26 protein-coding genes are annotated in these 25,412 nt (G+C 38.2%); 13 read left to right on the top strand and 13 right to left on the bottom strand.

What is annotated here, in order from left to right:
* Positions 1-27 precede the first annotated feature (27 nt).
* The 5 genes from rfaQ to AACV01_RS08670 are packed head-to-tail and all read left to right on the top strand — an operon-like array spanning position 28 to position 5,390.
* The gene (gene rfaQ / locus AACV01_RS08690) at positions 28-1,092 is read left to right on the top strand and encodes a putative lipopolysaccharide heptosyltransferase III (protein ID WP_046334887.1); all 1,065 of its coding nucleotides are present in this window, start codon (positions 28-30) and stop codon (positions 1,090-1,092) included.
* Positions 1,089-2,219 carry a glycosyltransferase family 4 protein gene (locus AACV01_RS08685; RefSeq protein ID WP_049196628.1) on the top strand — a complete coding sequence of 377 codons (1,131 nt, stop codon included), beginning with the start codon at positions 1,089-1,091 and terminating at the stop codon, positions 2,217-2,219. Before rfaQ ends, AACV01_RS08685 begins: the two co-directional genes overlap by 4 nt.
* The gene (locus tag AACV01_RS08680) at positions 2,216-3,313 is read left to right on the top strand and encodes a glycosyltransferase (protein ID WP_060555866.1); all 1,098 of its coding nucleotides are present in this window, start codon (positions 2,216-2,218) and stop codon (positions 3,311-3,313) included. The genes AACV01_RS08685 and AACV01_RS08680 overlap by 4 nt, the downstream gene beginning before the upstream one ends.
* Positions 3,314-3,349: 36 nt before the next feature.
* Entirely contained in the window at positions 3,350-4,312 is a 963-nt protein-coding gene (locus tag AACV01_RS08675) for a polysaccharide deacetylase family protein (RefSeq protein WP_161682726.1), read from the top strand.
* A gap of 1 nt (position 4,313) precedes the next feature.
* Positions 4,314-5,390, top strand: a complete 1,077-nt coding sequence (locus tag AACV01_RS08670) for a glycosyltransferase family 9 protein (protein ID WP_161682724.1) — start codon at positions 4,314-4,316, stop codon at positions 5,388-5,390.
* A gap of 17 nt (positions 5,391-5,407) precedes the next feature.
* Here AACV01_RS08670 and AACV01_RS08665 read toward each other — a convergent pair whose 3' ends face one another.
* Genes AACV01_RS08665 through rfaD form a run of 4 tightly spaced genes read right to left on the bottom strand, consistent with a single transcriptional unit; the run spans position 5,408 to position 9,103 of the window.
* Positions 5,408-6,145 (bottom strand): glycosyltransferase family 25 protein, encoded by a 738-nt coding sequence (locus AACV01_RS08665; protein WP_046334882.1) that lies wholly within the window; start codon positions 6,143-6,145, stop codon positions 5,408-5,410.
* A 1-nt stretch (position 6,146) separates the two neighbouring features.
* Positions 6,147-7,106, bottom strand: a complete 960-nt coding sequence (gene rfaC, locus AACV01_RS08660; RefSeq protein WP_161682722.1) for a lipopolysaccharide heptosyltransferase RfaC — start codon at positions 7,104-7,106, stop codon at positions 6,147-6,149.
* Positions 7,103-8,155: an ADP-heptose--LPS heptosyltransferase RfaF gene (rfaF, locus tag AACV01_RS08655; RefSeq protein ID WP_012368660.1), complete on the bottom strand. Its 1,053-nt coding sequence runs from the start codon at positions 8,153-8,155 to the stop codon at positions 7,103-7,105. Before rfaF ends, rfaC begins: the two co-directional genes overlap by 4 nt.
* 9 nt (positions 8,156-8,164) lie before the next feature.
* Positions 8,165-9,103, bottom strand: coding sequence for an ADP-glyceromanno-heptose 6-epimerase (gene rfaD, locus AACV01_RS08650; RefSeq protein ID WP_004249924.1), 939 nt, complete (start codon positions 9,101-9,103; stop codon positions 8,165-8,167).
* A 267-nt stretch (positions 9,104-9,370) separates the two neighbouring features.
* Here rfaD and AACV01_RS08645 point away from each other — a divergent pair, with 267 nt between their 5' ends.
* Both AACV01_RS08645 and tdh read left to right on the top strand, forming a co-directional pair.
* Complete coding sequence (locus tag AACV01_RS08645; RefSeq protein WP_017628701.1) at positions 9,371-10,570, top strand: glycine C-acetyltransferase; 1,200 nt, start codon at positions 9,371-9,373, stop codon at positions 10,568-10,570.
* 9 nt (positions 10,571-10,579) lie between these two features.
* Positions 10,580-11,605 carry an L-threonine 3-dehydrogenase gene (tdh, locus tag AACV01_RS08640; protein ID WP_004246460.1) on the top strand — a complete coding sequence of 342 codons (1,026 nt, stop codon included), beginning with the start codon at positions 10,580-10,582 and terminating at the stop codon, positions 11,603-11,605.
* 87 nt (positions 11,606-11,692) lie between these two features.
* Here tdh and AACV01_RS08635 read toward each other — a convergent pair whose 3' ends face one another.
* The 4 genes from AACV01_RS08635 to AACV01_RS08620 all read right to left on the bottom strand — a co-directional run bounded on the left by AACV01_RS08635 (position 11,693) and on the right by AACV01_RS08620 (position 15,860).
* Positions 11,693-12,661 carry a divergent polysaccharide deacetylase family protein gene (locus AACV01_RS08635; protein WP_161682720.1) on the bottom strand — a complete coding sequence of 323 codons (969 nt, stop codon included), beginning with the start codon at positions 12,659-12,661 and terminating at the stop codon, positions 11,693-11,695.
* A gap of 2 nt (positions 12,662-12,663) precedes the next feature.
* The gene (gene envC, locus AACV01_RS08630; protein ID WP_036971897.1) at positions 12,664-13,956 is read right to left on the bottom strand and encodes a murein hydrolase activator EnvC; all 1,293 of its coding nucleotides are present in this window, start codon (positions 13,954-13,956) and stop codon (positions 12,664-12,666) included.
* 219 nt (positions 13,957-14,175) lie between these two features.
* Positions 14,176-15,507: a 30S ribosomal protein S12 methylthiotransferase RimO gene (rimO, locus tag AACV01_RS08625; protein WP_004246457.1), complete on the bottom strand. Its 1,332-nt coding sequence runs from the start codon at positions 15,505-15,507 to the stop codon at positions 14,176-14,178.
* Positions 15,508-15,572: 65 nt separating this feature from the next.
* Positions 15,573-15,860 (bottom strand): hypothetical protein, encoded by a 288-nt coding sequence (locus tag AACV01_RS08620; RefSeq protein ID WP_071531011.1) that lies wholly within the window; start codon positions 15,858-15,860, stop codon positions 15,573-15,575.
* A 3-nt stretch (positions 15,861-15,863) separates the two neighbouring features.
* On the opposite strand from AACV01_RS08620, the gene AACV01_RS08615 reads away from it, so the two are divergent.
* The 6 genes from AACV01_RS08615 to AACV01_RS08590 all read left to right on the top strand — a co-directional run bounded on the left by AACV01_RS08615 (position 15,864) and on the right by AACV01_RS08590 (position 20,338).
* Complete coding sequence (locus tag AACV01_RS08615; RefSeq protein ID WP_004246455.1) at positions 15,864-16,301, top strand: rhodanese-like domain-containing protein; 438 nt, start codon at positions 15,864-15,866, stop codon at positions 16,299-16,301.
* Between the two features lie 70 nt (positions 16,302-16,371).
* Positions 16,372-16,845, top strand: a complete 474-nt coding sequence (gene secB / locus AACV01_RS08610) for a protein-export chaperone SecB (RefSeq protein ID WP_004246454.1) — start codon at positions 16,372-16,374, stop codon at positions 16,843-16,845.
* Positions 16,845-17,858, top strand: coding sequence for an NAD(P)H-dependent glycerol-3-phosphate dehydrogenase (gene gpsA / locus AACV01_RS08605; protein ID WP_004246453.1), 1,014 nt, complete (start codon positions 16,845-16,847; stop codon positions 17,856-17,858). Before secB ends, gpsA begins: the two co-directional genes overlap by 1 nt.
* Positions 17,859-17,969: 111 nt before the next feature.
* The gene (gene cysE / locus AACV01_RS08600) at positions 17,970-18,791 is read left to right on the top strand and encodes a serine O-acetyltransferase (RefSeq protein WP_049196648.1); all 822 of its coding nucleotides are present in this window, start codon (positions 17,970-17,972) and stop codon (positions 18,789-18,791) included.
* Positions 18,792-18,793: 2 nt separating this feature from the next.
* Positions 18,794-19,351, top strand: coding sequence for a serine acetyltransferase (locus tag AACV01_RS08595; RefSeq protein WP_161682718.1), 558 nt, complete (start codon positions 18,794-18,796; stop codon positions 19,349-19,351).
* Between the two features lie 9 nt (positions 19,352-19,360).
* Positions 19,361-20,338: a glycosyltransferase gene (locus AACV01_RS08590; protein ID WP_161682716.1), complete on the top strand. Its 978-nt coding sequence runs from the start codon at positions 19,361-19,363 to the stop codon at positions 20,336-20,338.
* A gap of 137 nt (positions 20,339-20,475) precedes the next feature.
* Here the strand turns inward: AACV01_RS08590 and trmL are convergent, their stop codons facing one another.
* From trmL to AACV01_RS08565, 5 genes are read right to left on the bottom strand one after another with little or no spacing between them, the layout of a single operon-like run.
* On the bottom strand, positions 20,476-20,979 hold the full coding sequence (gene trmL / locus AACV01_RS08585) for a tRNA (uridine(34)/cytosine(34)/5-carboxymethylaminomethyluridine(34)-2'-O)-methyltransferase TrmL (RefSeq protein WP_161682714.1): 504 nt from the start codon (positions 20,977-20,979) through the stop codon (positions 20,476-20,478).
* 3 nt (positions 20,980-20,982) lie between these two features.
* The gene (locus AACV01_RS08580; RefSeq protein ID WP_012368665.1) at positions 20,983-21,993 is read right to left on the bottom strand and encodes an NAD-dependent epimerase; all 1,011 of its coding nucleotides are present in this window, start codon (positions 21,991-21,993) and stop codon (positions 20,983-20,985) included.
* Between the two features lie 25 nt (positions 21,994-22,018).
* Positions 22,019-23,185 (bottom strand): nucleotide sugar dehydrogenase, encoded by a 1,167-nt coding sequence (locus AACV01_RS08575; protein ID WP_004249909.1) that lies wholly within the window; start codon positions 23,183-23,185, stop codon positions 22,019-22,021.
* Positions 23,186-23,199: 14 nt separating this feature from the next.
* On the bottom strand, positions 23,200-24,312 hold the full coding sequence (locus AACV01_RS08570; protein ID WP_161682712.1) for a glycosyltransferase family 4 protein: 1,113 nt from the start codon (positions 24,310-24,312) through the stop codon (positions 23,200-23,202).
* Positions 24,309-25,412: a glycosyltransferase gene (locus AACV01_RS08565; RefSeq protein ID WP_126656212.1), complete on the bottom strand. Its 1,104-nt coding sequence runs from the start codon at positions 25,410-25,412 to the stop codon at positions 24,309-24,311. The genes AACV01_RS08570 and AACV01_RS08565 overlap by 4 nt, the downstream gene beginning before the upstream one ends.

The following is a 25,412-nucleotide window of genomic DNA, read 5'->3' as shown; positions in this document are numbered from 1 at the left end:
GGATCACTAGGGTGCTTTTGGAGCGTTATGAGTAAAAAAATGACATTAATACAACGGGTTCTAATTATAAAACTACGCCATCATGGTGATACGTTGTTAATTACCCCTGTTATTAATACGCTAAAAGCGAATTATCCAAATGTGGAGGTTGATGTTTTAATTAACAAAGAAACCGCACCCATGATTGAGAATTTCTCTGCTATTGAAAATATTTTTTCCTTAGACAAGGCTTGGAAAAAAGAGGGTAAATTAGCTCGGTTTCGCCATGAGTGGCGGTTAGTTAATCAGTTAAGACATCGACAGTATGATGTGGTGATTAATTTAGCTGATCAGTGGAATAGTGCGCTTATTACCCGCTTTACAGGCGCAAAAGTCCGTATCGGCTATGATATTTATAAACGACAAAGCCCTGTTTGGAAAAAGTGTTTTAGTGATTTAATCCCATTAGGCTCAGTTGATCATCGACATATTGTTGAACAAAATTTAGCACTACTACAACCGCTATCATTGCAACAAATAGATACGCAAGTATCCATGACATACAGCCATCAAGATAAACAGGCCGTGGTGGAAAAATTAAAAGCTTATGGTGTGTTAACCCCTTATATTGTGATCCAGCCGACGTCTCGATGGTTCTTTAAATGTTGGGATGAGCATAAATGGTCTGAATTAATAGATACCCTACAACAGCAGGGACATCAAATTGTTTTAACATCAGGACCCGACTCCCGAGAAAAAGAGATGGTTGAAACCATTATTCAAGGATGTAAGACAAATGATAGCGTCTCTTTATCAGGGCAGTTATCTTTACCGCAACTTGGTGCATTGATTGATAATGCTGAGTTATTCATTGGAGTTGATTCAGTACCAATGCATATGGCTTCAGCACTAAAAACGCCGTTGGTGGCACTGTTTGGTCCATCAAAATTATTTCATTGGTCGCCATGGCAACATATTGGCGAAGTTTTATGGGCGGGAAATTATGGAGAACTCCCAGATCCTGATGATGTACATACCAACACGCAAACGCGTTATTTAAGTTTAATTCCTGTTAAAGATGTACTTGATGCCGTAAGGAGACAACTAAAATGAATACATTCCGCTTGGCGATAGTACGTCAAAAATATCGGCCAGACGGTGGCGCTGAGCGTTTTGTTTCTCGCGCACTGGAAGCGTTAGATAATCAATCCGTAGAGTTGAATGTAATTACACGATCTTGGATTGGCGCGGTGCAACCACAATGGCATATTCATATTGTTAACCCTTTTAAATGGGGACGGATTAGCCGTGAAAAAGGGTTTGCACAAGCAGCAAGACACTGTTGGCAACAAGAAAAGTTTGATTTAGTACAAAGCCATGAACGCATTGCTGGTTGTGATATTTATCGCGCAGGAGATGGTGTACATCGCCGTTGGTTACTGCAACGCTCTCGGGTTTTATCACCTTTACGAAGTAAATTACTGCTAAATAGTTGTTATCATCGTTATGTAATGAACGCAGAAAAAGAGATGTATCAATCTCCTGAGCTAAAACGGGTGATTTGCAATTCAGAAATGGTCAAACGTGAGGTGATGGAAGATTTTGGCGTTGAAAGTGAACGTATTAGTGTGATTTATAATGCGATTGATCATCAGCGTTTTTTCCCTGCCACGGCTCTTTATCGGCAACAATTACGTCAGCAATATCATATTCCGGTTGAGGGTAAGTGTTTTATTTATGTCGGCTCAGGGTTTGAACGTAAAGGGTTAAGAGCTGCTATTGAGGCGATTAGTCATACTAATGCTTACCTGTTGGTGATTGGCCAAGACAAAGAGTACAAGAAATACCAACAATTAGCTCATCGATTAAACTGTCATCAGCGGATCTTATTTTTAGGTGTACAGAAAGACACCTTACCTTTCTATCAAATGGCTGATGGACTATTGTTACCCACTCTGTATGATCCTTTTCCTAATGTTATTTTAGAAGCTATGGCATGTGGATTACCGGTGATCACCAGTGATACATGTGGTGGAGCAGAATTTATTGAACAAGGTATAAATGGATTTGTCACAGATGCATTAGATACACCTGCAATGATCGGTGCAATAGAGAGTATTCCGGCCGATAACTTAGGTAATAAGATGTCTAAGGCTGCACGAAATAAGATACTACCCTATACGCCTGAGAATTTGTCTCAACAACTGATCGAGCTTTACCAAAAGGTTCTTAGCCTATGAAGGAACATATACTTTTTATTATTGATGGATTACCGGGTGGTGGCGCTGAAAATGTCACGATCAGGCTTTGTCATGGCTTAAGTCAACGTGGTTATCAAGTTACATTACTCTCATTAGCAGAAAAATGTGACTATGCCATTCCTGCAGATATTGAACTATTAATTGATGCAGATAGTTACCATGGCTTATTTTATCGACAAACAGAATTAAAACGACGTGCCAACTCGATGGATAAGACCCTTCAGGCATTGTTTGCGCGCAAAGGCATTCCTGCGTTAATTGTCTCTAACTTACATAAGACTGACAGAATTGTTGCACTATCAAAACAACTGGCAGATAAGAATATATGGTATTGTATTCACGGTATTTTTTCACAGTCTTATTTAGGCAATAAAAAAGGTTTTTCCCGCTGGTTAAAACAGAAGAAAATTCAAAAAGTCTATCAGGGTAAAAATATTATTACGGTATCAAATGCGGCAGGACAAGATTTAATAGAGAATATTAAAATTGTCCCTAATCAATTAAAAACAATTTATAACCCATTTGATATTCAAGAAATCAGAACACTGGCATCAGAAAATAATCCCTACCAAAAGCAGGATTATTTATTGCATATTGGTCGTTTTCATCAAGTAAAGCGCCATGACCGCTTATTAGAAGCGTTTGCTTTAGCCAATCTACCTTGTAAATTATTGATTGCAGGACAGGGATCTTCTGAGGTCACCAGCAATATTAAAAATAAAATTGTTGCACTAAATTTAGAAAATAAAGTGAGCTTAATTGGCTTTTTAGCCAATCCATTCCCTGTGATCAAAGATGCTAAAGCGGTGGTATTAAGCTCTGATAGTGAAGGCTTAGGAAATGTTTTAGTCGAATCACTTATTTGTAATACCCCTATAGTGAGTACTAATTGCCTTGGTGGGATCAGTGAAATTATGGAAGGTGAATTAGCAGGTTATAAGTCTGAATTAAATTCAGCAGCCTTGGCTGAAAAAATGCGTTTAGCTTACTTTAACCCGCCTAAAATTACGCCTAATATGTATCAAAAATTTGATATTGATGAAGTGATCCGTCAGTATATTTCATTAATTTAGCTATCTTATTCTCAAAGAGGACTTAGGTATTTTTCAATGAAAAAACCAGCATTTATTATCACATTAGATACCGAAGGCGATAATCTTTGGGAAAATGAGCATAATATTACTACACAAAATACGCATTTTTTACCCCGTTTTCAGCAACTTTGCGAACGTTTTCAATTTAAACCCGTTTGGCTAACCAACTATGAAATGGCAATAGATGAAGCCTATATTGAGTTTGCACAAGATGTGATTGCCCGTAACACTGGGGAAATTGGTATGCACCTTCATGCATGGAATAGTCCCCCACTTGTTGCGTTAACGGACAATGATCTCCATTATCAGCCTTATTTAATTGAATACCCCAAATCGCAGATGCGCGATAAAATTGCCTTTATGACTGACTTACTGGAAAATAAACTACAAACAAAAATGTTAAGTCACCGTGCTGGGCGTTGGGCATTTAATGAAACTTATGCGCAGCTATTGATTGAATTTGGTTATCAAGTGGATTGCTCAGTCACACCCAAAGTCGATTGGCGTTTTACTAAAGGTGATCCGGCACAATCAGGCGGTACAGATTACAGTAATTTCCCAAGCCATGCGTACTTTATGGATGTTAATGATATCAGCAAAGCAGGGGATTCAACGTTACTTGAAGTGCCAATGAGTATTCAATATAAACATTCCCCTTTTATGAATAAAATTAAGCAAGGGTACGATAAGCTAAGAGGTAAACAACGTTCACCTTCTGTTAATTGGTTACGCCCTAAAGGGGGAAATGCCCAACAGATGATTGAAGTGGCACAAAAATCTTTAGCCCAAGGTCACTCTCATATTGAATTTATGTTGCACTCTTCAGAGTTTATGCCTGGTGGAAGCCCTACTTTTAGAACAGATCAAGATATTGATAGCTTATATCATGATTTAGAAACACTATTTAATTTCTTACAAGATAAAGTACAGGGAATGACATTGGCTGAGTATTATCAAAATAAAGTGCAGGCAAAATAAGATGAAGTTAAAGAAATTAAAATGGGTGCACTACTTTCTAAATCTCTATAACCCACTCTTTGGTAAGATGAAAAAAACGGCAACATTTTCATCTGATATCAAATTTAACAGTATTGTTATTTTTTCAACCACAGCGTTGGGGGATTTTATGTTTAATACCCCAGCAATCAGAGCAATTCGTGCACATTATCCTGATGCACATATCACACTGGTTTCTAGTGTAAAAAATAAGCTATTAGTGGAAAACTATGAGCAAATAGATAGTGTGGTGTATTGGGATAATAAGATCAGAAACTTGTTACCGGTGGCTTTACAAGCTAAAAAGTATAAACCTGAGTTAGCGATTATTTTACATTCCCATCTTCCTTATGACGTATTATTTGCCGTGATGGCAGGTTGCCAATATATTTTACGTAATACTTATGATGTTATTCCAGCATGGTTTAGAAAGTGGCTTGTGGCCGAATATCAGCCACAATCAGGGCATTTTATCCAAAGAAAATTAAATTTATTAAAGCAGTTAAATATCACAGAGAATATATCGCCTGAAATGATGTCAACTTGCCCATTTTCACCATTAGAACCATCTAGTCAGCCTGTGATTGGGTTTCAATTAGGAACATCAAGCCCTATCAGGACATGGAGTATTAACAATTATGTTGAATTAGCAAAAAAGATAATAAACAACAATCCACATTCAGTGATAAAGCTAATTGGTTCACCAAGGGAATTATCGTTAGCATCTCAATTTATGAGTTTGATGCCATCACAATATCAATCTAATATCGTTGATTTAATAGGCAAAACATCACTACCTGAATTAATTGCTCATATTGATAATATGACAGTATTGGTTACAGGTGATACAGGACCTTTACATCTTGCAATTGCTTTAAAAACACCAACAGTAAGTTTATTTGTTACGGCAGACCCTAAAAATTCTGGTCCTTACCAAGATATTCATATTCATCAGGTTATTAAGAAAGAGCCTGATTCACGATATGATCATCCAATGGACCAAATAGAGATCCATGAAGTTTTTCAAAAAGTTTTAAAAGTGTTATCTCTTGAAGAGTAGATAATAAAAATTTTCTTTTAAGGCCTAATTTTTTTTACCCAACTACGAATAAAGATGCGCCAAAATAAAAGCCTAATAGCTTCACTAAAGCTTCTTTTTCTTTTTTCTTTATCGAAATTAGTGAGTAAAGCTCTGGGAGTATCTGAGATAGTTGATATATCAGCAAGTTCCGTAAATGTTATGGGAGAAGGAACAACTGCTTTTAGGCTAATAATATTTTTTTCACGTAACAGTTTCCACTCATCAGCAACAAGCCAAACAGGTTGTAAAAATTCCAGTAATTTTTTTGCAGCTAAATGATTTACGCAATAACAATAGGTACCAGATGAGTCAATAGCTTTAGCAATTGAATACTGTTTATTTATTTTTTTCTTAAAACTATCAATATACTCATTGACCTTACCCAATATAATAACCTCAGCTTTATTAGAATTATTTTGTTTTGATATATATTCGAGTAACTCTATAAGATCGCTATTGATCCTTACATCATCTTCTAATATAAGTGCTATTTCATCATTATTTTTTATAATTTCTCTATAGACCTTTAAATGGCTTAAAGCACAACCTAGCTCAGGTAATGTTAGGCGAGTTTTCTCAAAATCTGGGCTTAATTGAGCAATTTCTTCTTGAGAAAGCGCTTTTCCATAAACTGCGGAAATAAATTGATAGTCTAAATTTAAAGCATCAAGCTGTGCTTTGATAGATGCTTTTCTTTCAATATCTTTTTCTAAATTTACAATATATATTTTCATATTATTTCTGTATCATTGAAAAAATATTATTAGCTGTGATCTCACCAATATCCCCACCTGCTGCTTTTAATGACCTTTGTGCCTTACCATAACCGCCGATTAATCCCGGATCGGTAGGGCCAAAGAGGGTAATATTCGGCTTATCTAAGGCTGCGGTTAAATGGCTTAATCCGGTATCGACAGAAACGACACTTTGCGCTCCAGCAATCACTTGAGCTACTTCTGCGAGTGACATTTTGGGTAATACATCAACATAGTCAAAACCTTGTGCAAGGCGTATTGCACGCTGATGTTCATGCTCTGCACCCCAAGGTAGTTTGATACGCAAATCTGAATCCGCCAGTAATGCAATTAACTCTCGCCAATGGGCCTCGGGCCAATGTTTCTCATCACGGGTAGTGGCGTGTAAGAAGACTAAATAAGGGCGTTTATCAATAGCGGGTAATGAGAGAAAATGCTGTGCTATACCATAGTCCCCTTGAGTGGTGGGGAGTGGGTAATTAAGGCTAAGGGCAAATAGCTGGCGGATACGCTCTACCGCATGCATTTTTTTACTGACATTGTGGCGAATATCATAGAAAAAACTTGCTAAAGGCTCTCTAGCACTTTGACGAGAATAGCCGTGTTTAGTGCCTTTCGCATAGCGTGTAACTAAAAAAGCGCTTTTTAGTAAACCTTGGGCATCAATTACCGCATCATAATGATGTGCTTGTATCGCGTGACGAAATTGTACACGTTCAGCGCGAATAGGCGCACTAAACCAGTTTTTACGCCAACGACGTATTGCGACAGGAATAACGGTATCAACAGCTGGGTGCCAGCTTGGAATTTGCGCAAAACCTTCTTCAACGGCCCAATCAAAACAGATCTCAGGATATGCTGTTCTTGCATCAGTTAATGCTGGTAGGGTATGCAGTACATCCCCCATGGAAGAGGTTTTAACAATCAGTACCCGCTTCATAGCGATGGCTCCGTAGCGAGTAATTGCTCGAGTTCGCTAAAGACTTGTTCCGGTTGAATGTCGATTAAGCTTTGGTGATAACCTTGTTCAGCATCGCCTTTACGCACTTTGTGATAGCCAGTAATTAAACGAATAACACGGGCTTTATCGGATAACGGGGGGGTAAAGTCGGGACTACTTGGGCCATAAAGGGCAACTAATGGACGCTCTAATGCTGCGGCGACATGCATTAAGCCAGAATCGTTACTGACCACGGCTTTACAAGCAGCAATGAGGTTAACGGCTTGCTCAAGAGAAGTCTCACCGGCCAGATTAATACAAGCAGCTTGGGCATCGGGGGTTAAGGCGTGTTTGATCTCTTCCCCTGCAGGCTTATCTTTTTGTGAACCGAATAAGAAAATCTGATAGCCATATTCGCTAATAAGTTTCTGGGCTAATGTCGCGTAGTGGTAATGAGGCCAGCGTTTAGCTGGACCAAATTCCGCCCCCGGACAAAAACCGATAGCAGGACGCTGTGTAGATAATGAAAAGTGCTTAAGTGTGGTAGTGATATCTTTGTCAGAGACAGCCAGTTTTGGCCATAATAACGGCTTTGGTAAATCAGCGGCTGAATGTACCTGCTGTTTATCGTAAGCTAGCGCGACATAACGCTCTACCATTAATGGAAATGCAGCTTTATCCAATGGGCGTAAATCATTTAATAATCCATAACGCATTTCTCCTCGCCAGCCAGTACGTTTAGGAATAGCGGCAAAGAAAGGCACTAAAGCGGATTTAAATGAGTTAGGTAAAACATAAGCATGAGTATAACCTTTGGCTTTTAGTTGTTTACCTAAGCGGCGACGCTCACCAATTGCTAAGGCACCGTGACCTAAAGGCATAGCAATGGCATTATCGACCTCAGGCATTTTCTCTAATAATGGACGACACCAAGCGGGTGCCATCACATCAATAGTTGCCGCAGGATGTAACGCTTTTAATGTACGATATAGGCTTTGGGACATCATCATATCCCCAACCCAAGAAGGCCCTACCACAAAAATTTTCATAAACCGCGATTACTTATCCTGATTTAACCATTGCATATAAAGAGCAACACCTTCTGCGACCGTTTTAAAAGGGGCGCTGTAGCCTGCTTTGCGTAAATTTGTCAGATCAGCTTGTGTAAAGGCTTGATAACGACCTTTGAGTTTCTCAGGGAATTCAATATGCTCAACAGAGAGATCTTTATCGTTATGATAAGCGATAACTGCATCAGCCACGGCTTGGAACGATTCTGCGCGACCGGTACCACAGTTATAAATACCAGAGATATTGTTGCGCCAGAACCATAAATTAACCGCAGCCACATCACCCACATAAATAAAGTCACGTTGGAAGGTTTCACTACCTTCAAATAATTTGGGATTTTGCCCGTCATTGACTTGTGTATTTAAATGGAAGGCGACACTGGCCATACTGCCTTTATGCCCTTCACGGGGGCCATACACATTGAAATAACGGAAACCACACACCATAGATTGTGCTTCAGGTAAAATTTGGCGCACATATTCATCAAACAAGAATTTAGAGTAGCCATACACATTAAGTGGGGCTTCATATTTTCTTTCTTCAATAAAATGATCAGTACGGCCACCATAAGTGGCAGCAGAAGAGGCATATAAGAAAGGAATTTGGCGATCGAGGCAATAATGCAGTAACTCTTTAGAATATTGATAGTTATTATCCATCATATATTTGCCATCCCATTCGGTAGTAGAAGAGCATGCTCCTTCATGGAATACGGCATCAATATCACCAAAATCATCACCGGCTACAATACTGGCAATAAAGTCTTCTTTATCCATATAGTCAGCGATATTAAGATCGACAAGATTCACAAATTTTGTGCCATCTTTTAGGTTATCAACCACTAAAATATCGGTATAACCTTCATCATTTAATGCTTTAACAATATTGCTGCCGATAAAACCTGCACCGCCAGTGACGATAATCATATGGCTACCCCTTTATATAAAATCTAAAAATTAGCTCTGCAACTATAATAACACTGAACAGCGTGAACGGTAGCATTCATCATAGAAGAGTAGAGTGAAATTCTTGAAAATCGCAGTGATTATTAGTGATCTTAATTACATAAATAACATTATTTATTTACATTTGTCGTTTTTAATCGAACAAAAGCATAAAATAAGAAACAATAATGATTATATTATAGTCAACTCTAGCTCTTATCTCTTTTCGTCTCTGCCTTAGGAGAAAGCATGTCTACTCACTCTTTCTATCAACAAATTAATCAACAACTCGAACAAACACGTCAAGATGGCTTATTTAAAAATGAGCGGATCATCACTTCTTCGCAAAGTGCCGATATTGCGGTTGCTGATGGTAGTCATGTTATTAACTTTTGTGCCAATAACTACTTAGGTTTAGCTAACCACCCACAACTTATTGCAGCGGCGAAAGCGGGAATGGATAGCCACGGTTTTGGTATGGCGTCGGTGCGTTTTATCTGCGGAACGCAAGATCTACATAAAACATTAGAAAAGAACATCGCTGAATTTTTGGGTATGGAAGATGCCATTTTGTACTCCTCTTGTTTTGATGCCAATGGTGGGTTATTTGAAACACTGATGGGATCTGAAGATGCAATTATTTCTGATGCGCTAAATCACGCATCGATTATTGATGGTGTTCGTTTATGTAAAGCCAAGCGTTATCGCTATGCCAATAACGATATGGTGGCGTTACGTGCCCAACTTGAACAGGCCAAAGCAGATAATGCCCGCCATATTATGATTGCCACCGATGGGGTGTTCTCTATGGATGGGGTGATTGCTGATCTAAAAAGTATCTGTGATTTGGCTGACGAATATGGCGCATTAGTGATGGTGGATGACTCGCATGCAGTGGGTTTTGTCGGCGCACAAGGGCGCGGTACTCATGAGTATTGTGATGTATTAGATCGCGTCGATATCATCACAGGAACATTAGGTAAAGCTTTAGGTGGCGCATCGGGTGGTTATACCGCAGCTCGTAAAGAAGTGGTGGAGTGGTTACGTCAACGCTCTCGTCCTTATCTATTCTCAAATTCTTTAGCCCCTGCAATTGTGAGTGCCTCTATTGCGGTTTTAGATATGCTGAAATCAGGGGATGAACTGCGCGCTCGTTTATGGCGTAACGCAGCACTTTTCCGTGAAAAAATGACGGCAGCAGGTTTTACTTTGGCGGGGGCTGATCACGCGATTATTCCTGTGATGTTAGGAGATGCCAAATTAGCGCAACAATTTGCAGCACGTTTACTTGATGAAGGTATTTATGTCACCGGCTTTTTCTACCCAGTAGTACCACAAGGGCAAGCACGTATTCGTACACAAATGTCAGCGGCGCACACTCCAGAACAAATTGAACGTGCTGTTGCTGCATTTATTAAAATCGGTAAGCAACTTAATGTGATTGCATAAGGTTCTAATATGAAAGCATTGTCAAAATTAAAAGCACAACCCGGTATCTGGATGACCGATGTACCCGTACCTGAGCTTGGTCATAACGATGTGATGATCAAGATCCGTAAAACTGCCATTTGTGGTACAGATGTTCATATTTATAACTGGGATGAATGGTCACAAAAAACCATACCGGTTCCCATGGTGGTCGGCCATGAATATATTGGTGAGATTGTTGCTATTGGCCAAGAGGTTAAAGGTTTTAATATTGGTGATCGCGTCTCGGGGGAAGGGCATATTACTTGCGGTCATTGTCGTAATTGCCGTGGTGGGCGTACACACTTATGCCGTAATACCATTGGTGTTGGCGTAAATCGTCCGGGTTGTTTTGCGGAATATCTGGTTATTCCCGCTTTTAATGCATTTAAAATTCCTGACAATATTCCGGATGAACTGGCGGCTATTTTTGATCCCTTTGGTAACGCAGTACACACGGCGTTATCTTTTGATTTAGTGGGGGAAGATGTACTGGTTTCAGGTGCGGGACCCATTGGTATTATGGCGGCTGCAATCTGTAAACATGTGGGGGCACGCCATGTGGTGATCACCGATGTTAATGAATACCGCCTTGATCTGGCTAAAAAAATGGGTGTCACCCGTGCAGTCAATGTTAGCAAGGAAAATCTAACAGATGTGATGAAAGAATTAGGTATGACCGAAGGCTTTGATGTTGGATTAGAAATGTCCGGTGCGCCACCGGCTTTTCGTACCATGCTTAGTACGATGAATCATGGTGGTCGTATTGCTTTACTGGGTATTCCTCCTTCAGATATGGCTATTGATTGGGGACAAGTCATTTTTAAAGGATTATTTATTAAAGGTATTTATGGTCGTGAGATGTTTGAAACATGGTATAAGATGGCGGCGCTGATCCAGTCGGGTCTTGATCTCTCACCGATTATTACTCATCAATTTCCTATCGATGAATTCCAAAAAGGCTTTGATATTATGCGTTCAGGTCAATCGGGGAAAGTAATTTTAGATTGGCAGTAATAGTATATTATTTTGATAATAAACGATTAATAGAAGTATTACAGCGCCTTACCTTATATAGGATATAGGCGCTTTTTTATTGCGCTATTACTCTATTTTATCTTTATCTATTTCTTTAGGATCAGACTGGTCGGGTATTTTCTTTTTTTCTGATGAATCAAATCCTTTTGATAATGTATTAATCAAGGTACTTTTTTTCATTGAAATAATGGCTTGTTGTGCTGGTTTTAACCATGTTGCAGGTTTTGGCTCTTTAGATTGTTCTGTTGGCGGTATAACAGCGGGTGGCTCTTGTACCATTGGGCTGTCTGGTGAAGGGGTTAACAAACCACTAGGCGCGACTAGCTGAATATCGGCAGGTAGTAGTGGTAACTGTTGTTGTAATGCCCTTACGGTTGAAGGGTGGGGGTGACCAATGGCAATGGCAAAGCCATTTTTACGCGCTAAATTAATAGCACGATTAAGCTGTTGTCGGGTTTCTGCTTCTGTTTGCACATTATCTAAAAATACATGCCGGCGTAAAGAAGGAACGCCAGCCGCTTTGGCTGCTGTGGCCGCTTGCGTATTGCCAATAGTGACACTATCAAGAAAATAGAGATCAGAATGATTAAGGGCTTTGATCACTCTATCCATCGCTTGCCTATCCGATGTCATCGCACTCCCCATATGATTATTCATACCCACAGCATAAGGCACACGATTAATTGCATTTTGAATAATGCGATTAATTTCAGCCTGATCCATGGAAGGCTTTAAGGTATCTTTTTCTAATGGTTGTTTGCTAATGGGTGCCATTGGCATATGAATAAGAATTTCTCGTCCTTGGGCATGGGCTTTTGTTGCCATCTCTTTACCATGGGGTGAGTTGGGTAAGATGGCAATAGAAACGGCCGTTGGCAGTTGTAAGATTTGGTTATCTTCTTTTTTTCGATAACCAAAATCATCAATAACAATGGCCAACTTTGCCGAAAAAGCAGGTGCACTGAATAGAAAACTTAGCAACATTAAACTAAGTGTTAGCGCGATATTTCGTTGTAATGTGCCAAGTAAATGCAAAACTACCTCCCAAGCCAAGGAACTGGGTTGACTGCTTTTCCTTGGCGTCTAATTTCAAAATAGAGCGCTGAGCGCTCTTGTCCACCACTGTTTCCTACCAAGGCGATAGGTTGTCCAGCTTTGACTTGCTGACCAACATTGACTAACGCACTTTGGTTATAGCCATAAAGGCTCATATCCCCTTTACCGTGCTCAACGACGACCACTAAACCATACCCTTGTAGCCAGTCGGCTAACAGCACCCGACCATCCGCAATCGCTTTTACTTCAGTGCCTTGTGCCGCGGGGATCACAATTCCTTTCCAACGTAATTCACCCGAGCCTGAAATAGACTCACCAAAGCGGTGTAATAAACTGCCTCTAATAGGCCAAATAGCCTGACCTGCAGGTTTACCCAATCCGCCAGTACGGGACATTAAAGAGCGTTCTTCGGCGGTGGGTTTATAGGTCGAACCACGCTGTTGCGCTTCACGTTGCTTGGCGGCAATACGAGCAGCTTCCCGTGCTTCACGCTCTGCTCGCGCTTTGGCTTCACGCTCTGCTTGAGCAATTTTATTTCTTAAGCGTGTTTCATTAGCACGCATGGTGGCTAAATTGCGTTGATCTTCTTTTAAGGTTGATTCTAGTTGCGTTAATGTTTTTTGACGTGCAGCTAGCGCATTATCCAGTTTTTGTTTCTCTTGTTGCTGTTTGGTGAGTACCTGCTTTTGCTCGTTCTGTTTCGCTTGTTGGGCGTCTTTTTCTGCCTGTAGCTCTTTAGAAGTTTGCGCCAATTGCTCCATTGACTGTTTACGTGCTTCATTTATATAACTGTAATAGGCTAAGATCCGCTCTTCTCGCTGACCTTCTTCACCGCGAAACAGTAACTCAATACCTTGATGTTTCCCTTGTCGGTAAGCCGCATCGAGTTGGCGTGCTAACAGTGCTTGTTGCTCGTTATATTGCTTTTGCAATCGAACAATATTTGCGGTGATGGTTTTGATCTCTTTAGCTAAGGTTTGTAAGCGGTTTTGCGTCTCATGCACAGAGCGGCTGGCATTAGCGATTTGCGTTTCTTGTGATTTGAGTTGCCCAAGTAAAGCAGTACGCTGTTTTTGTTGCTCTTGAACGCGCTTTTCTTTTTCAGCAATGGTGGTTTGCAGATCTTTTAACTGACTACGATTATCCGTTAATGTATTGGCAAAAGCGCTGGTTGCAGAAAACAGAGATGTGCTAATCAGTAGCGTGATTAACGGTAAAGAAAATACACGGTAAGTACGGTGTGTTGTGTTCTGAAGATCCTTTTTCTCTGCCATCTGACCAAAGTACCTTTAATAACAGTTTATAAGATTATTTCATGTCGCTAATCAACTGACCAGTTAACAGGAAATAAAGTCGTAATTTCAGATAATACCTAACAGTTAATCTAATGAACTCAGAGATGATAATAAAGCAATAATAGTCGGAAAGAGGAAAAAAGCAGCACAATGTGTAACAGCGCAATAGAATAGCTATCACGCTGTACACAGGATAAGTTATTGTTCGACGATGGTACCCCACAGATCATATTCATCGGCATGCTCAATTAGCACACGTACAATCTGTCCTGGCTCGACATCAAACTGCTCATTAAGGTAGACAGCACCATCAATTTCCGGTGCATCCGCCATACTACGGCCAATAGCACCTTCTTCATCCACTTCATCAATGATAACCGGTAAAACTTTACCTATTTTCTCTTGCAGACGCTCGGTGGAAATTTGTTGCTGTAGTTGCATAAAACGATGGTAACGCTCTTCTTTTACCTCTTCAGGAACTTGATCGGGTAATTCATTCGCTTTCGCACCTTCAACGGGGCTATATTTAAAACAACCCACGCGATCTAAACGAGCTTCAGTCAAGAAATCCAATAGCATTTGGAAATCTTCTTCTGTTTCCCCCGGGAAACCGACAATAAAGGTTGAACGCAACGTTAATTCAGGACAAATTTCTCGCCAACGTTTTACACGCTCTAAAGTACGCTCAACAGAGCCTGGACGCTTCATTAATTTCAGCACTTTCGGGCTAGCGTGCTGTAGCGGAATATCTAAATAAGGCAAAATTTTGCCTTCTGCCATTAATGGAATAACCTCATCCACATGTGGATAAGGGTAAACATAATGTAAACGTACCCAAATCCCCAATTTTGCCAGTTGTTCACATAAACTGACCATACTGGTTTTAACGGGCATACCATCCCAAAAACCGGTTTGATGTTTGGTATCAACCCCATAAGCGGAAGTATCTTGTGAGATAACCAGTAACTCTTTCACTCCAGCATTGACTAATCTTTTCGCTTCATTTAACACTTCACCAATTGGGCGACTGTCTAAATCGCCTCGCATTGAAGGAATAATGCAAAAAGTACAACGGTGATTACAACCTTCAGAAATTTTTAGATAAGCGTAATGACGAGGGGTTAATTTAACGCCCTGCTCGGGAACCAAGCTGGTAAATGGGTTATGGGAAGGTTTGGGAACATAGTGATGAATATGTGATAACACTTGTTCATAACTATGAGGGCCGGTGATTTCCAGCACTTTTGGGTGAACTTCACGGATTTGATTTTCTTTGGCACCTAAACAGCCGGTGACGATAACTTTACCGTTTTCATCGAGTGCTTCGCCAATGGCTTCAAGAGATTCTTGTACTGCGCTATCAATAAAGCCACAGGTATTGACGATGACTAAATCAGCATCATCATAGGTAGGAACAACTTGATAACCTTCTGTACGCAGTTCGGTGAGGATACGTTCAGAGTCCACTAAATTTTTAGGACAACCTAAAGAAACGAATCCAATTTTAGGCACTTGATTTGTTTGCGACATGCTCGTGTTCTCAATACTTTTAATAAATAACAAATAGTGGTTGTATCTCAGACAGGTGTGAAATTCTACGTACGAGTGACTATTTTTGTCACAGGCTTTGATGATGAATGCTGATTTCTTAATAGCTTACCTGAAGAGAGATCCGGTAAAGTGAAAAGAGAGACTCTTTTAAACGCTGTTTTACAGGATTTTTCGGCGCTAATGGTACATAAATCCGTCAATAAAAAAAATGATTGTTGAGAAACTTTCCGCAAAAACTGAAAGAGAAACGAAGGAATAGGCTGTAATTGCGCCATGACAAAGGTATACTTTGGCTCTTTAATACTATTTTTAACTAACGAGAGTGATTGCATCCTATGCTGCAAGAAGTAATGCAATTTTTTAGCCGGCACACCCTGTTAAGTTTTATCTGGATTGCGCTGCTGGTGGCGGTCATTGTATTGACCTTTAAAGGCCTTTTTTCTAAAACGAAAAATATTTCCCGTACAGAAGCGATTTCTTTGATAAACAAAGAGAATGCGGTTTGTGTTGATATCCGTAGCCGTGATGAGTTCCGTAAAGGACACATCATCGATTCTATCAATTTAACGCCTTCTGAGATCAAAAGTAACAATATTGCTGAGCTGGAGAAATATAAATCACAGCCGGTAATTGTGGTATCACCATCAGGTATTGAGGGTGCAAAACCTGCTGAAAGCCTTATCAAATTAGGTTTTGAAAAAGTCTTTATTTTAAAAGATGGTCTTTCAGGTTGGAGTGGTGAGAATTTACCACTGGCAAAAGGTAAAAAGTAACGAGCGGGCAGATTGAGTTCTATACTTACTGCTATTCAATTTAATAAGGATATAAAAAGGTAAGATTATTATGTCAGAACAGCAAAACCAAGAGATGACTTTTCAAATTCAACGTATCTACACAAAAGATATCTCTTTCGAAGCGCCAAATGCCCCACAAGTTTTCCAAAAAGAGTGGCAACCAGAAGTTAAATTAGATTTAGATACTTCTTCTAATACGCTAGCTGAAAATGTATATGAAGTTATCTTACGTGTCACTGTTACGGCAACAATGGAAGAAGAAACCGCTTTCCTGTGTGAAGTACAACAAGCAGGTATCTTTACTGTTGAAGGTATCGAAGGTACACAATTAGCACATTGCTTAGGTGCATACTGCCCGAACGTATTATTCCCTTATGCACGTGAATGTATCACCAACTTAGTAGGTCGTGGTACTTTCCCACAATTAAACTTAGCACCTGTTAACTTTGATGCGTTGTTTATGAACTACTTACAGCAACAACAGCAACAGGATGCAGCAAACTCAGGAGTTGAAGAAGCTTAATGAACGCTTCTATGACAGTTATCGGTGCCGGTTCATACGGCACCGCTTTAGCGATTACCTTAGCGCGTAATGGGCACGATGTTGTGCTGTGGGGGCATGATCCCAAGCACGTTGCGGCATTAGAACAAGCGCGCTGTAATCAAGCCTTTCTGCCCGATGTTTCCTTTCCTGATAGTTTATATATGGAAGCTTCTTTGCAAAAAGCGATTGAAGCGAGCCGTAATATTCTTGTGGTGATCCCAAGCCATGTGTTTGGTGAAGTACTGCAACAAATCAAACCCTTTTTACGTCAGGATGCACGTGTTGTTTGGGCGACAAAAGGTCTTGAAGCACATACTGGTCGCTTATTACAAGATGTTGCCCGTGAAGTATTAGGTAATGAAATCCCGCTCGCAGTATTATCTGGCCCTACTTTTGCTAAAGAGCTTGCGGCGGGTTTGCCCACCGCGATTGCAGTGGCCTCGACAGACAATCTCTTTTTAGAGCAGTTACAACAGCTATTTCATTGTGGTAAAAGCTTCCGAGTCTATAAAAACCCTGATTTTATCGGTGTGCAACTGGGGGGCGCTGTTAAAAACGTGATTGCTATTGGTGCGGGTATGTCTGATGGTATGGGATTTGGCGCTAATGCGCGTACTGCACTTATTACCCGTGGTCTGGCCGAAATGAGCCGCTTAGGTAAAGCCTTAGGTGCAGATGCGGCAACGTTTATGGGCATGGCTGGTTTGGGTGATTTAGTTTTAACCTGTACTGACAACCAATCACGTAATCGTCGCTTCGGTATGATGCTAGGTCAAGGTTTAGATGTTGATACAGCCCAAGAGAAAATTGGCCAGGTAGTCGAAGGTTATCGTAACACCAAAGAAGTTCGCGCATTAGCCGAACAAGTGGGTGTAGAAATGCCAATCACCGAACAGATTTACCAAATTTTATATCAACATAAAGATGTAAAAGAAGCTGCATTGGCTTTATTAGGGCGAGCAACCAAAGATGAGATAGACAGCAGCCTGTAGTCAGTTTATTTTAAATAATATTCTTAGGGTATCTGTTTTAACTATCCATTTGTTTGAAAATTCAAAGCCTAAGTATTTACTTAGGCTTTCGTGTAAAAAATGAGAGTGAGTATGTCGCTAGAAGAACTAACAAGAGTCTGGGATCATATTAAAAGCGAAGCGCGTGCATTGGCAGATTGTGAGCCAATGTTAGCCAGTTTCTTTCATGCGACACTTCTCAAACACGAAAATTTAGGTAGTGCATTAAGCTATATGCTGGCCAATAAGCTGGCAACTCAGACTATGCCAGCCATTGCAGTACGCGAAATCGTTGAAGAGGCTTATCGTCACGATAGTTCAATGATTGAGTCGGCTGCTTGTGATCTCTCCGCGGTACGCCTACGTGATCCCGCGGTGGATAAATATTCTACCCCACTGCTCTATTTAAAAGGGTTTCATGCACTACAAGCCTACCGTATTGCCCATTGGCTATGGCAACAAAATCGCCAAGCGCTAGCTATTTATCTACAAAACCAAATATCAGTCACCTTTGGGGTGGATATCCACCCAGCGGCACGTATTGGACACGGTATTATGCTTGACCATGCGACAGGTATTGTGATTGGTGAAACGGCGGTGGTTGAAAATGATGTCTCCATTTTACAATCTGTGACCTTAGGGGGAACAGGTAAAACAGGAGGTGATCGTCACCCGAAAGTGCGTGAAGGGGTAATGATTGGCGCAGGAGCTAAAATTCTTGGTAATATCGAGATTGGTCGTGGTGCTAAAATTGGTGCTGGCTCGGTAGTATTACATGAAGTACCGGCTCATACTACGGTGGCGGGGGTGCCTGCCCGCATTGTCGGTCGTCCTGATAGTGAAAAACCGTCATTCGATATGGATCAACACTTTAATGGTGTTGTACCCGGCTTTGAGTGTGGTGATGGTATTTAACTATGCATGCTCAAGCTAAGGTTACCCTTGCTGAACTAAAAGATTGCTTACAGGCTGAATATATTGGTGATAAAAAACCCTTTAGTTGGTTAAGACTATTTCATCGAGTATTTTTCTGTCAGCGTTCCCGTTACCTATTTTGGTGGCGGGTAGCACAGTATTTTTATTTCTCTCCCCATCGCTTTTTACATAAATTAGGTATTCGGATCGGTGCTAGCAATAACCGTAAATACTGTAATGATATCTCGTTAAAAACTCGTATTGGTAAAGGCCTTTCTTTACCACACCCGATTGGCATTGTACTGACTAATTACTGCCAACTGGGGGAATATGTCACTATTATGCAAGGGGTGACTATTGGCGTAAAAGAGAAAGGGGGAAAAGCCAATATCCAAGTAGGAGATCATGTTTATATTGGCTGTAATTCATCCATTATTGGTGGAGAGATTAATATTGGTGATAATGCGATTATTGGCGCCCATGCATTAGTATTAAAGGATGTGGGGGAAAGGTGTCGGTATATCAATAAGATGAATTTTGAAATTAATAAATATTGCTGAAAATAGATAATGAAAAACAATATGCCCAAAATTACCGTATTAATGTCGGTATACAATGATGAGAAATACCTTCAGGAGTCTATTGATTCTATATTAAATCAAACATTTAAAGAATTTGAGTTTCTTATCATTAATGATGGCTCAACGGATAACTCATTATCTATCTTAAAAGAAAACGCCAAAAAAGATCCCAGAATAAAACTGATTATTAATGAACAAAATATCGGATTGATCGCTTCTTTAAACAAAGGATTACAATTAGCTTCATGTGATTTAGTCGCTAGAATGGACTCAGATGATATTGCCGTTTCAACCAGACTAGAAGCGCAATATCAATTTATGTTACAACATCCTGAAGTGAGTGTTTGTGGTGGTGCTTTTATCTACCAAGAAGAGCCAAATAGAATTAATACTTATCCAGAAACACATAGTGATATTGTGATTTCTAGTCTTTATGATTGCTCCTTAGCGCATCCAACCATTATCTATCGTAAGCAAGATATATTATCTGTTGGTGGATATGATAAAGCAGACCTCTATGCAGAAGATTATGGTTTATGGGTGAATTTAATTATTGCTGGAAAATTTAAGCTCCATAATCTTCCTGTACCACTTCTTTATTATCGTACTCATCCAAATGTCGAACGTTCGCAATATAAAGCGATACAAAAAGATACCGCGGAAAGAGTAGGACGAAAATTATTAATGTATTTTGGTATTAACGTGAATAAAGAGGATTATTCATTATTATTGGATAATGATAAAAAAACAGTAGAGCAAGTAGTACGCTGTAAAAGGTTACTTGAAAAGATTAACCAACAATTTAATGCTAAAGAGTATCGAAAAGAGTTAATACAAAAAAATGAATTTAAGAAAAGATTATTAGAAAGAAAGATATTAGTAACTGATTTTTCATCATTTTTAATAAAAGTAAGTGCAAGATGGTATTTCTTGATAAGAAAAATAACTAAAAAAGCTAAGAAATAAAACCGAAAGATAAAAAAGATAAAAAGAAGATATAAAATAAGAAAAGCTAAAACTAGCACAAAGCATATACATAAAAATGACCTCGAGACAATGAAGTCTAGAGGTCATTTTTTATGGTTATAAATTAAAAAGATAAATTAATCTCTTAATAATGCCCCCGGATAGCCTAACTGACGCCATGCCTCAAAAACAACCACGGCAACCGTATTAGAAAGATTCATACTGCGACTATCCGCTAACATTGGTACACGGATTTTTTGTTTTGTTGGCATATTATCCAACACATAAGGTGGTAAACCTCGTGTCTCAGGGCCAAATAGCAGATAATCCCCATCTTGATAACTTACATTACTATGGGCGGGAGTACCTTTAGTGGTTAATGCAAACAACCGCGCACCTGTCGGTGATTGTGCATTATCAGGGCTTAATCCTTCACTTTCTAAAAAAGCATAATAATCGTGATGCTGTTTGATATCAGCAAACTCACGATAATCAAGCCCTGCACGGCGTAGCCGTTTATCATCCCAAGTAAAACCCAATGGTTGGATCAAATGAAGATGAAAGCCTGTGTTGGCACACAGGCGGATAATATTACCCGTATTCGGTGGAATTTCGGGTTCAAATAAGACGATATTGAGCATTATTTATTTTACTTGATAATAGTTTTTATACCAATCAACGAACTGTTTTACACCTTCATCAACGCTTGTTTGAGGTTTATAGCCAGTTGCTTTAAATAAATCCTCAGTATCTGCCCATGTGGTGTACACATCACCGGGTTGCATTGGTAACATATTTTTATCTGCTTTTTTACCTAAATGTATTTCTAATGCACTAATGTAATCCATTAAATTTACCGGAGATCCATTACCAATATTATAAACCTTATAGGGTGCAGAACTATCTGCTGGAGTACCTGTACTTACTTTCCAATCTTGCTGGGCTGTAGGGATCACATCAGCAATACGTGTAACACCTTCTACAATATCTTCAACATAAGTGAAATCACGTTTCATTTCACCATGGTTATAGATATCTATAGGCTGATTGTTAATAATGGCTTTAGTAAATTTAAATAATGCCATATCGGGGCGTCCCCAAGGGCCATAGACTGTGAAAAAACGTAATCCAGTAGTCGGAATACCATATAAATGAGAATAGCTATGCGCCATTAATTCATTAGCTTTTTTAGTGGCTGCATATAAAGAAACAGGATGATTAGCCTGATCATGAGGAGAAAATGGCAATTCATCATTTAAGCCATAGACTGAACTTGATGATGCATAAACAAGATGCTTAACGTTATTGTGTCGGCAACCTTCTAAAATAGTTAGAAAACCAGTTAAATTACTATCAGCGTAAGAAAACGGATTAATTAGTGAATATCTAACACCAGCTTGTGCAGCTAAATGAATAACCCTATCAAATTTCTCAATCTCAAATAATTGAGCAATTTTTTCTCTATCAGCTAAATCAATAAAAGAAAAAGAGAAATTATCCAGTTGATTTAAAAGATTAAGTCTAGCTTCTTTTAAAGCAACATCATAATAATCATTAAGGTTATCAATACCAACAACGGTTTCACCCTGCTGGATCAGTTTTTTTATTAGATGAAAACCAATAAATCCAGCAGCACCTGTGACTAAATATTTCATTACGTAATTAATCCGTTTCTATTAATTAATCGTTACCAAAGAGGTCTCGAGTATAAACTTTTTCTTCAACATCGTTTAGTGCTGAAGCCATTCTATTGGTAATAATGACATCAGACATTGCTTTAAACTCATCTAAATTATGAATTAGTTTTGAGTTAAAGAAAGTCTCTTCTTTCATTTCTGGCTCATAAATTACCACTTCAATACCTTTTGCTTTAATACGCTTCATAATGCCTTGAATTGAAGAGGAGCGGAAATTATCAGAGCCTGATTTCATAATTAAACGATAAACACCAACAATCTTCGGTGATTTAGCGATAATAGAATCAGCAATAAAGTCTTTACGAGTGCGGTTAGCTTCCACAATGGCGCCAATAATATTATTAGGCACTGATTCGTAGTTGGCTAATAGTTGTTTAGTATCTTTTGGTAAGCAGTAGCCACCATAACCAAATGAGGGGTTGTTATAGTGATTACCAATACGCGGATCTAAACAAACACCTTCAATAATTTGTCTTGCATTTAAATTGTAAGCTTGGGCGTAGCTATCGAGTTCATTAAAATAAGCAACACGCAGTGCGAGATAAGTATTAGCAAATAGTTTGATTGCTTCTGCTTCTGTAGAGTCAGTAAAAAGAACATCAATATCTTTTTTTAATGCCCCTTGTTGTAAAAGCTCAGCAAATTTCTCTGCTCTTGCAGATTGCTCACCAATCACAATCCGAGACGGATAGAGGTTATCGTAAAGGGCGCGACCTTCACGTAAGAACTCAGGAGAGAAGATAATATTATCGGTATGATATTTTTCTCTCATCTGTTTAGTAAAACCAACTGGAATGGTTGATTTTATAATCATAGTAGTGTTTGGATTATATTCTAAAACATCACGAATAACCGACTCTACAGAAGAGGTGTTAAAGTAGTTAGTTTTAGGATCATAATCGGTAGGAGTGGCAATGATAACAAATTCAGCATCTTTATAAGCGAATTCTTTATCTAAAGTTGCTGTAAAGTCGAGCTCTTTAGTAGCTAAAAACTCTTCAATTTCTTTATCAGAGATAGGAGAGATTTTTTTGTTTAATAGTTCGACTTTTTCTTTATTGATATCTAATGCAACAACTTTGTTGTGCTGGGAAAGGAGTATCCCGTTAGATAGACCGACATAGCCGGTTCCTGAGATGGTGATTTTCATTTTTTATCCTAAAGTTACATAATTTCTTTTAACGCATCTAAATATTTTTTTATGACTATTCTTTCATCAAATTCAGTTTCGATTTTCTGCCTACTATTTTTACCCATTTTTAATTTTTTTTCATAGGGTAAGTTAATAAATCTATCCATGGCATCAACTAAGCTTGATACAGACTTAGGTTGACATATATATCCATTAAAACCATGAGTAACTGTTTCTCGACAACCAACATTATCAGTAGTGATTATGGGTTTTCCCATAGCTCCAGCTTCTAGTAATGTTTTTGGTACTCCTTCTCGGTAAAAAGAAGGTAGCACTATACAATCTGCTTGGGCTAATTCATTTTCTACGGTATCAGATGTACCTAAATAATTAATAATTCCCTCAGCTACCCAGTTATTCATTTGTTTATGTGTGATTGCTGAAGGATTATTTACACCAACAAATCCTAAAAGACAAAATTCAACTTTATCGCCATATCTTTCTTTTAAGATACGTGCAGCTTCAACATAAAAAGTAATCCCTTTTTCATAAAGCATTCTTGCCACTAATAGAAATCTAAATTTATGTTTATATTCTGATAATGATAATGTAAAGCGAGATAAATCAACACCTGAACCTGGCAATCTATCAACTTGTACTTTATCGACATATTTTTTTTCTAAAAATAATGAAAGGTCATCGTTATTTTGAAAAAATATTTTATCAGCATATTTTTGGCTATAGCGGTATAAGTTTCTTGCTAGTTTGCAACTAATAGTATCATTTACAAATAATGTACCTAAACCTGCAATATTATTGATGACTTTTATTTTGTTTAATTTTGCTGCTAATGTTCCATAAATATTATTTTTAGGAGTAAAATTAAGTACAGCATTACATCTAAGTTGTTTAAATATTTTATAAAATGAAATCAATGTATAAAGGTCAATCAAAGGATTTTTACTGGCTGAATCAATTTTGATATTTATATGTTCTGCACCTAATTCTTTTAGTTTGTTAGAGTAACTATCAATAGGTGAAACAGTATAAACTTTAAATCCAGCTTCTATTAAAGATATTATAGTATTTTTTCTAAAGTTATATAAATACCAACTGGTGTTTGATGTAATGGCAATTTTTTTCATTTTGATTCTTTTGGGTAAGAGTTGCGCAAGTAGATTTCATGTATTTTATTAAAATTATTTTCAATAGAATATTCTCCTGTAATAATTTTTTCTTTTATCCCTTGCTTTTTATCTTTTAAATCTAAGATCTTATCTATCCATAATTTCTTATCATTTTTTTCTATAGGTAGAAAAAATACATTTTCTGTTAGCTTTATTTCCTTAGGAACATTAGTTGAGCAAATTACAGGGAGTCCGCAAGCTTGAGCTTCTATTGCTGACATTCCTAATCCTTCATGTAACGAAGGGAAAAGAAAGACATTACCTAAATTTACCATTATATTTAAGCAGTTATCACTAATTCCAAATAATTTTACTCTATCTTCAAGATTATTCTTTTCAATAAAGTTTTCTAAATGAATTTTTTCTGAACCATCTCCTATAATTAATAGCTTAAAATCATCGCTAAGATGCTTCATTAATTCTAATAGAAAAATATGATTTTTAACTTTTTCTAATCGACCTATACTTATTAATAATATACAATTTTTTTTCCATAATTCTAAGTTACAAGAGATCTCTGTTTTATCCCATATTTTTGAAAAATTTTTCCCACAAGGAATAATAAGACTATTTTTTTTCTTCAAAAATGTCCTTTTTGCGTTGTTACTCACTGCTATTTTATTTGTAGAAAAAAGTTCTATTAATAATAGTAAGGAAAATATTTTTATTTTTTTTAAAAAAGAAGATCTTTTTATTTCTAGCAATCTATTACTATGTATATGAGTAACTCTTATTTTAACTTTATTAACATAAGCTATTGCATTAATAATTCCAGAAGTAAAGCTTACATGTGAGTGTATGACATCAAAATTTTCTTTTTTTATAATATTATAAATATCTTTCAAATAATTTATTTTTGATTTTTTATTTGGTGTTATATGTACAACTTTAACATTTAGATTTAAAAAATTTTGTTCAAGATTACCTATATGTACTTTATCTACAATTATAGTATATTCAATCTTTGAATCCATTTCATTAGATTTTTCTATTAAATCATTTAACCAGCATTCTATTCCACCGGTATCTAATTGCCCTAAAATATGCAATACTTTCAT

It is taken from the genome of Proteus sp. G2609 (assembly GCF_963896135.1).
GTDB lineage: Bacteria > Pseudomonadota > Gammaproteobacteria > Enterobacterales > Enterobacteriaceae > Proteus > Proteus mirabilis.
The sequence above is the reverse complement of the archived record's forward strand: the minus strand, read 5'-3'. Positions and strand labels throughout refer to the sequence as shown.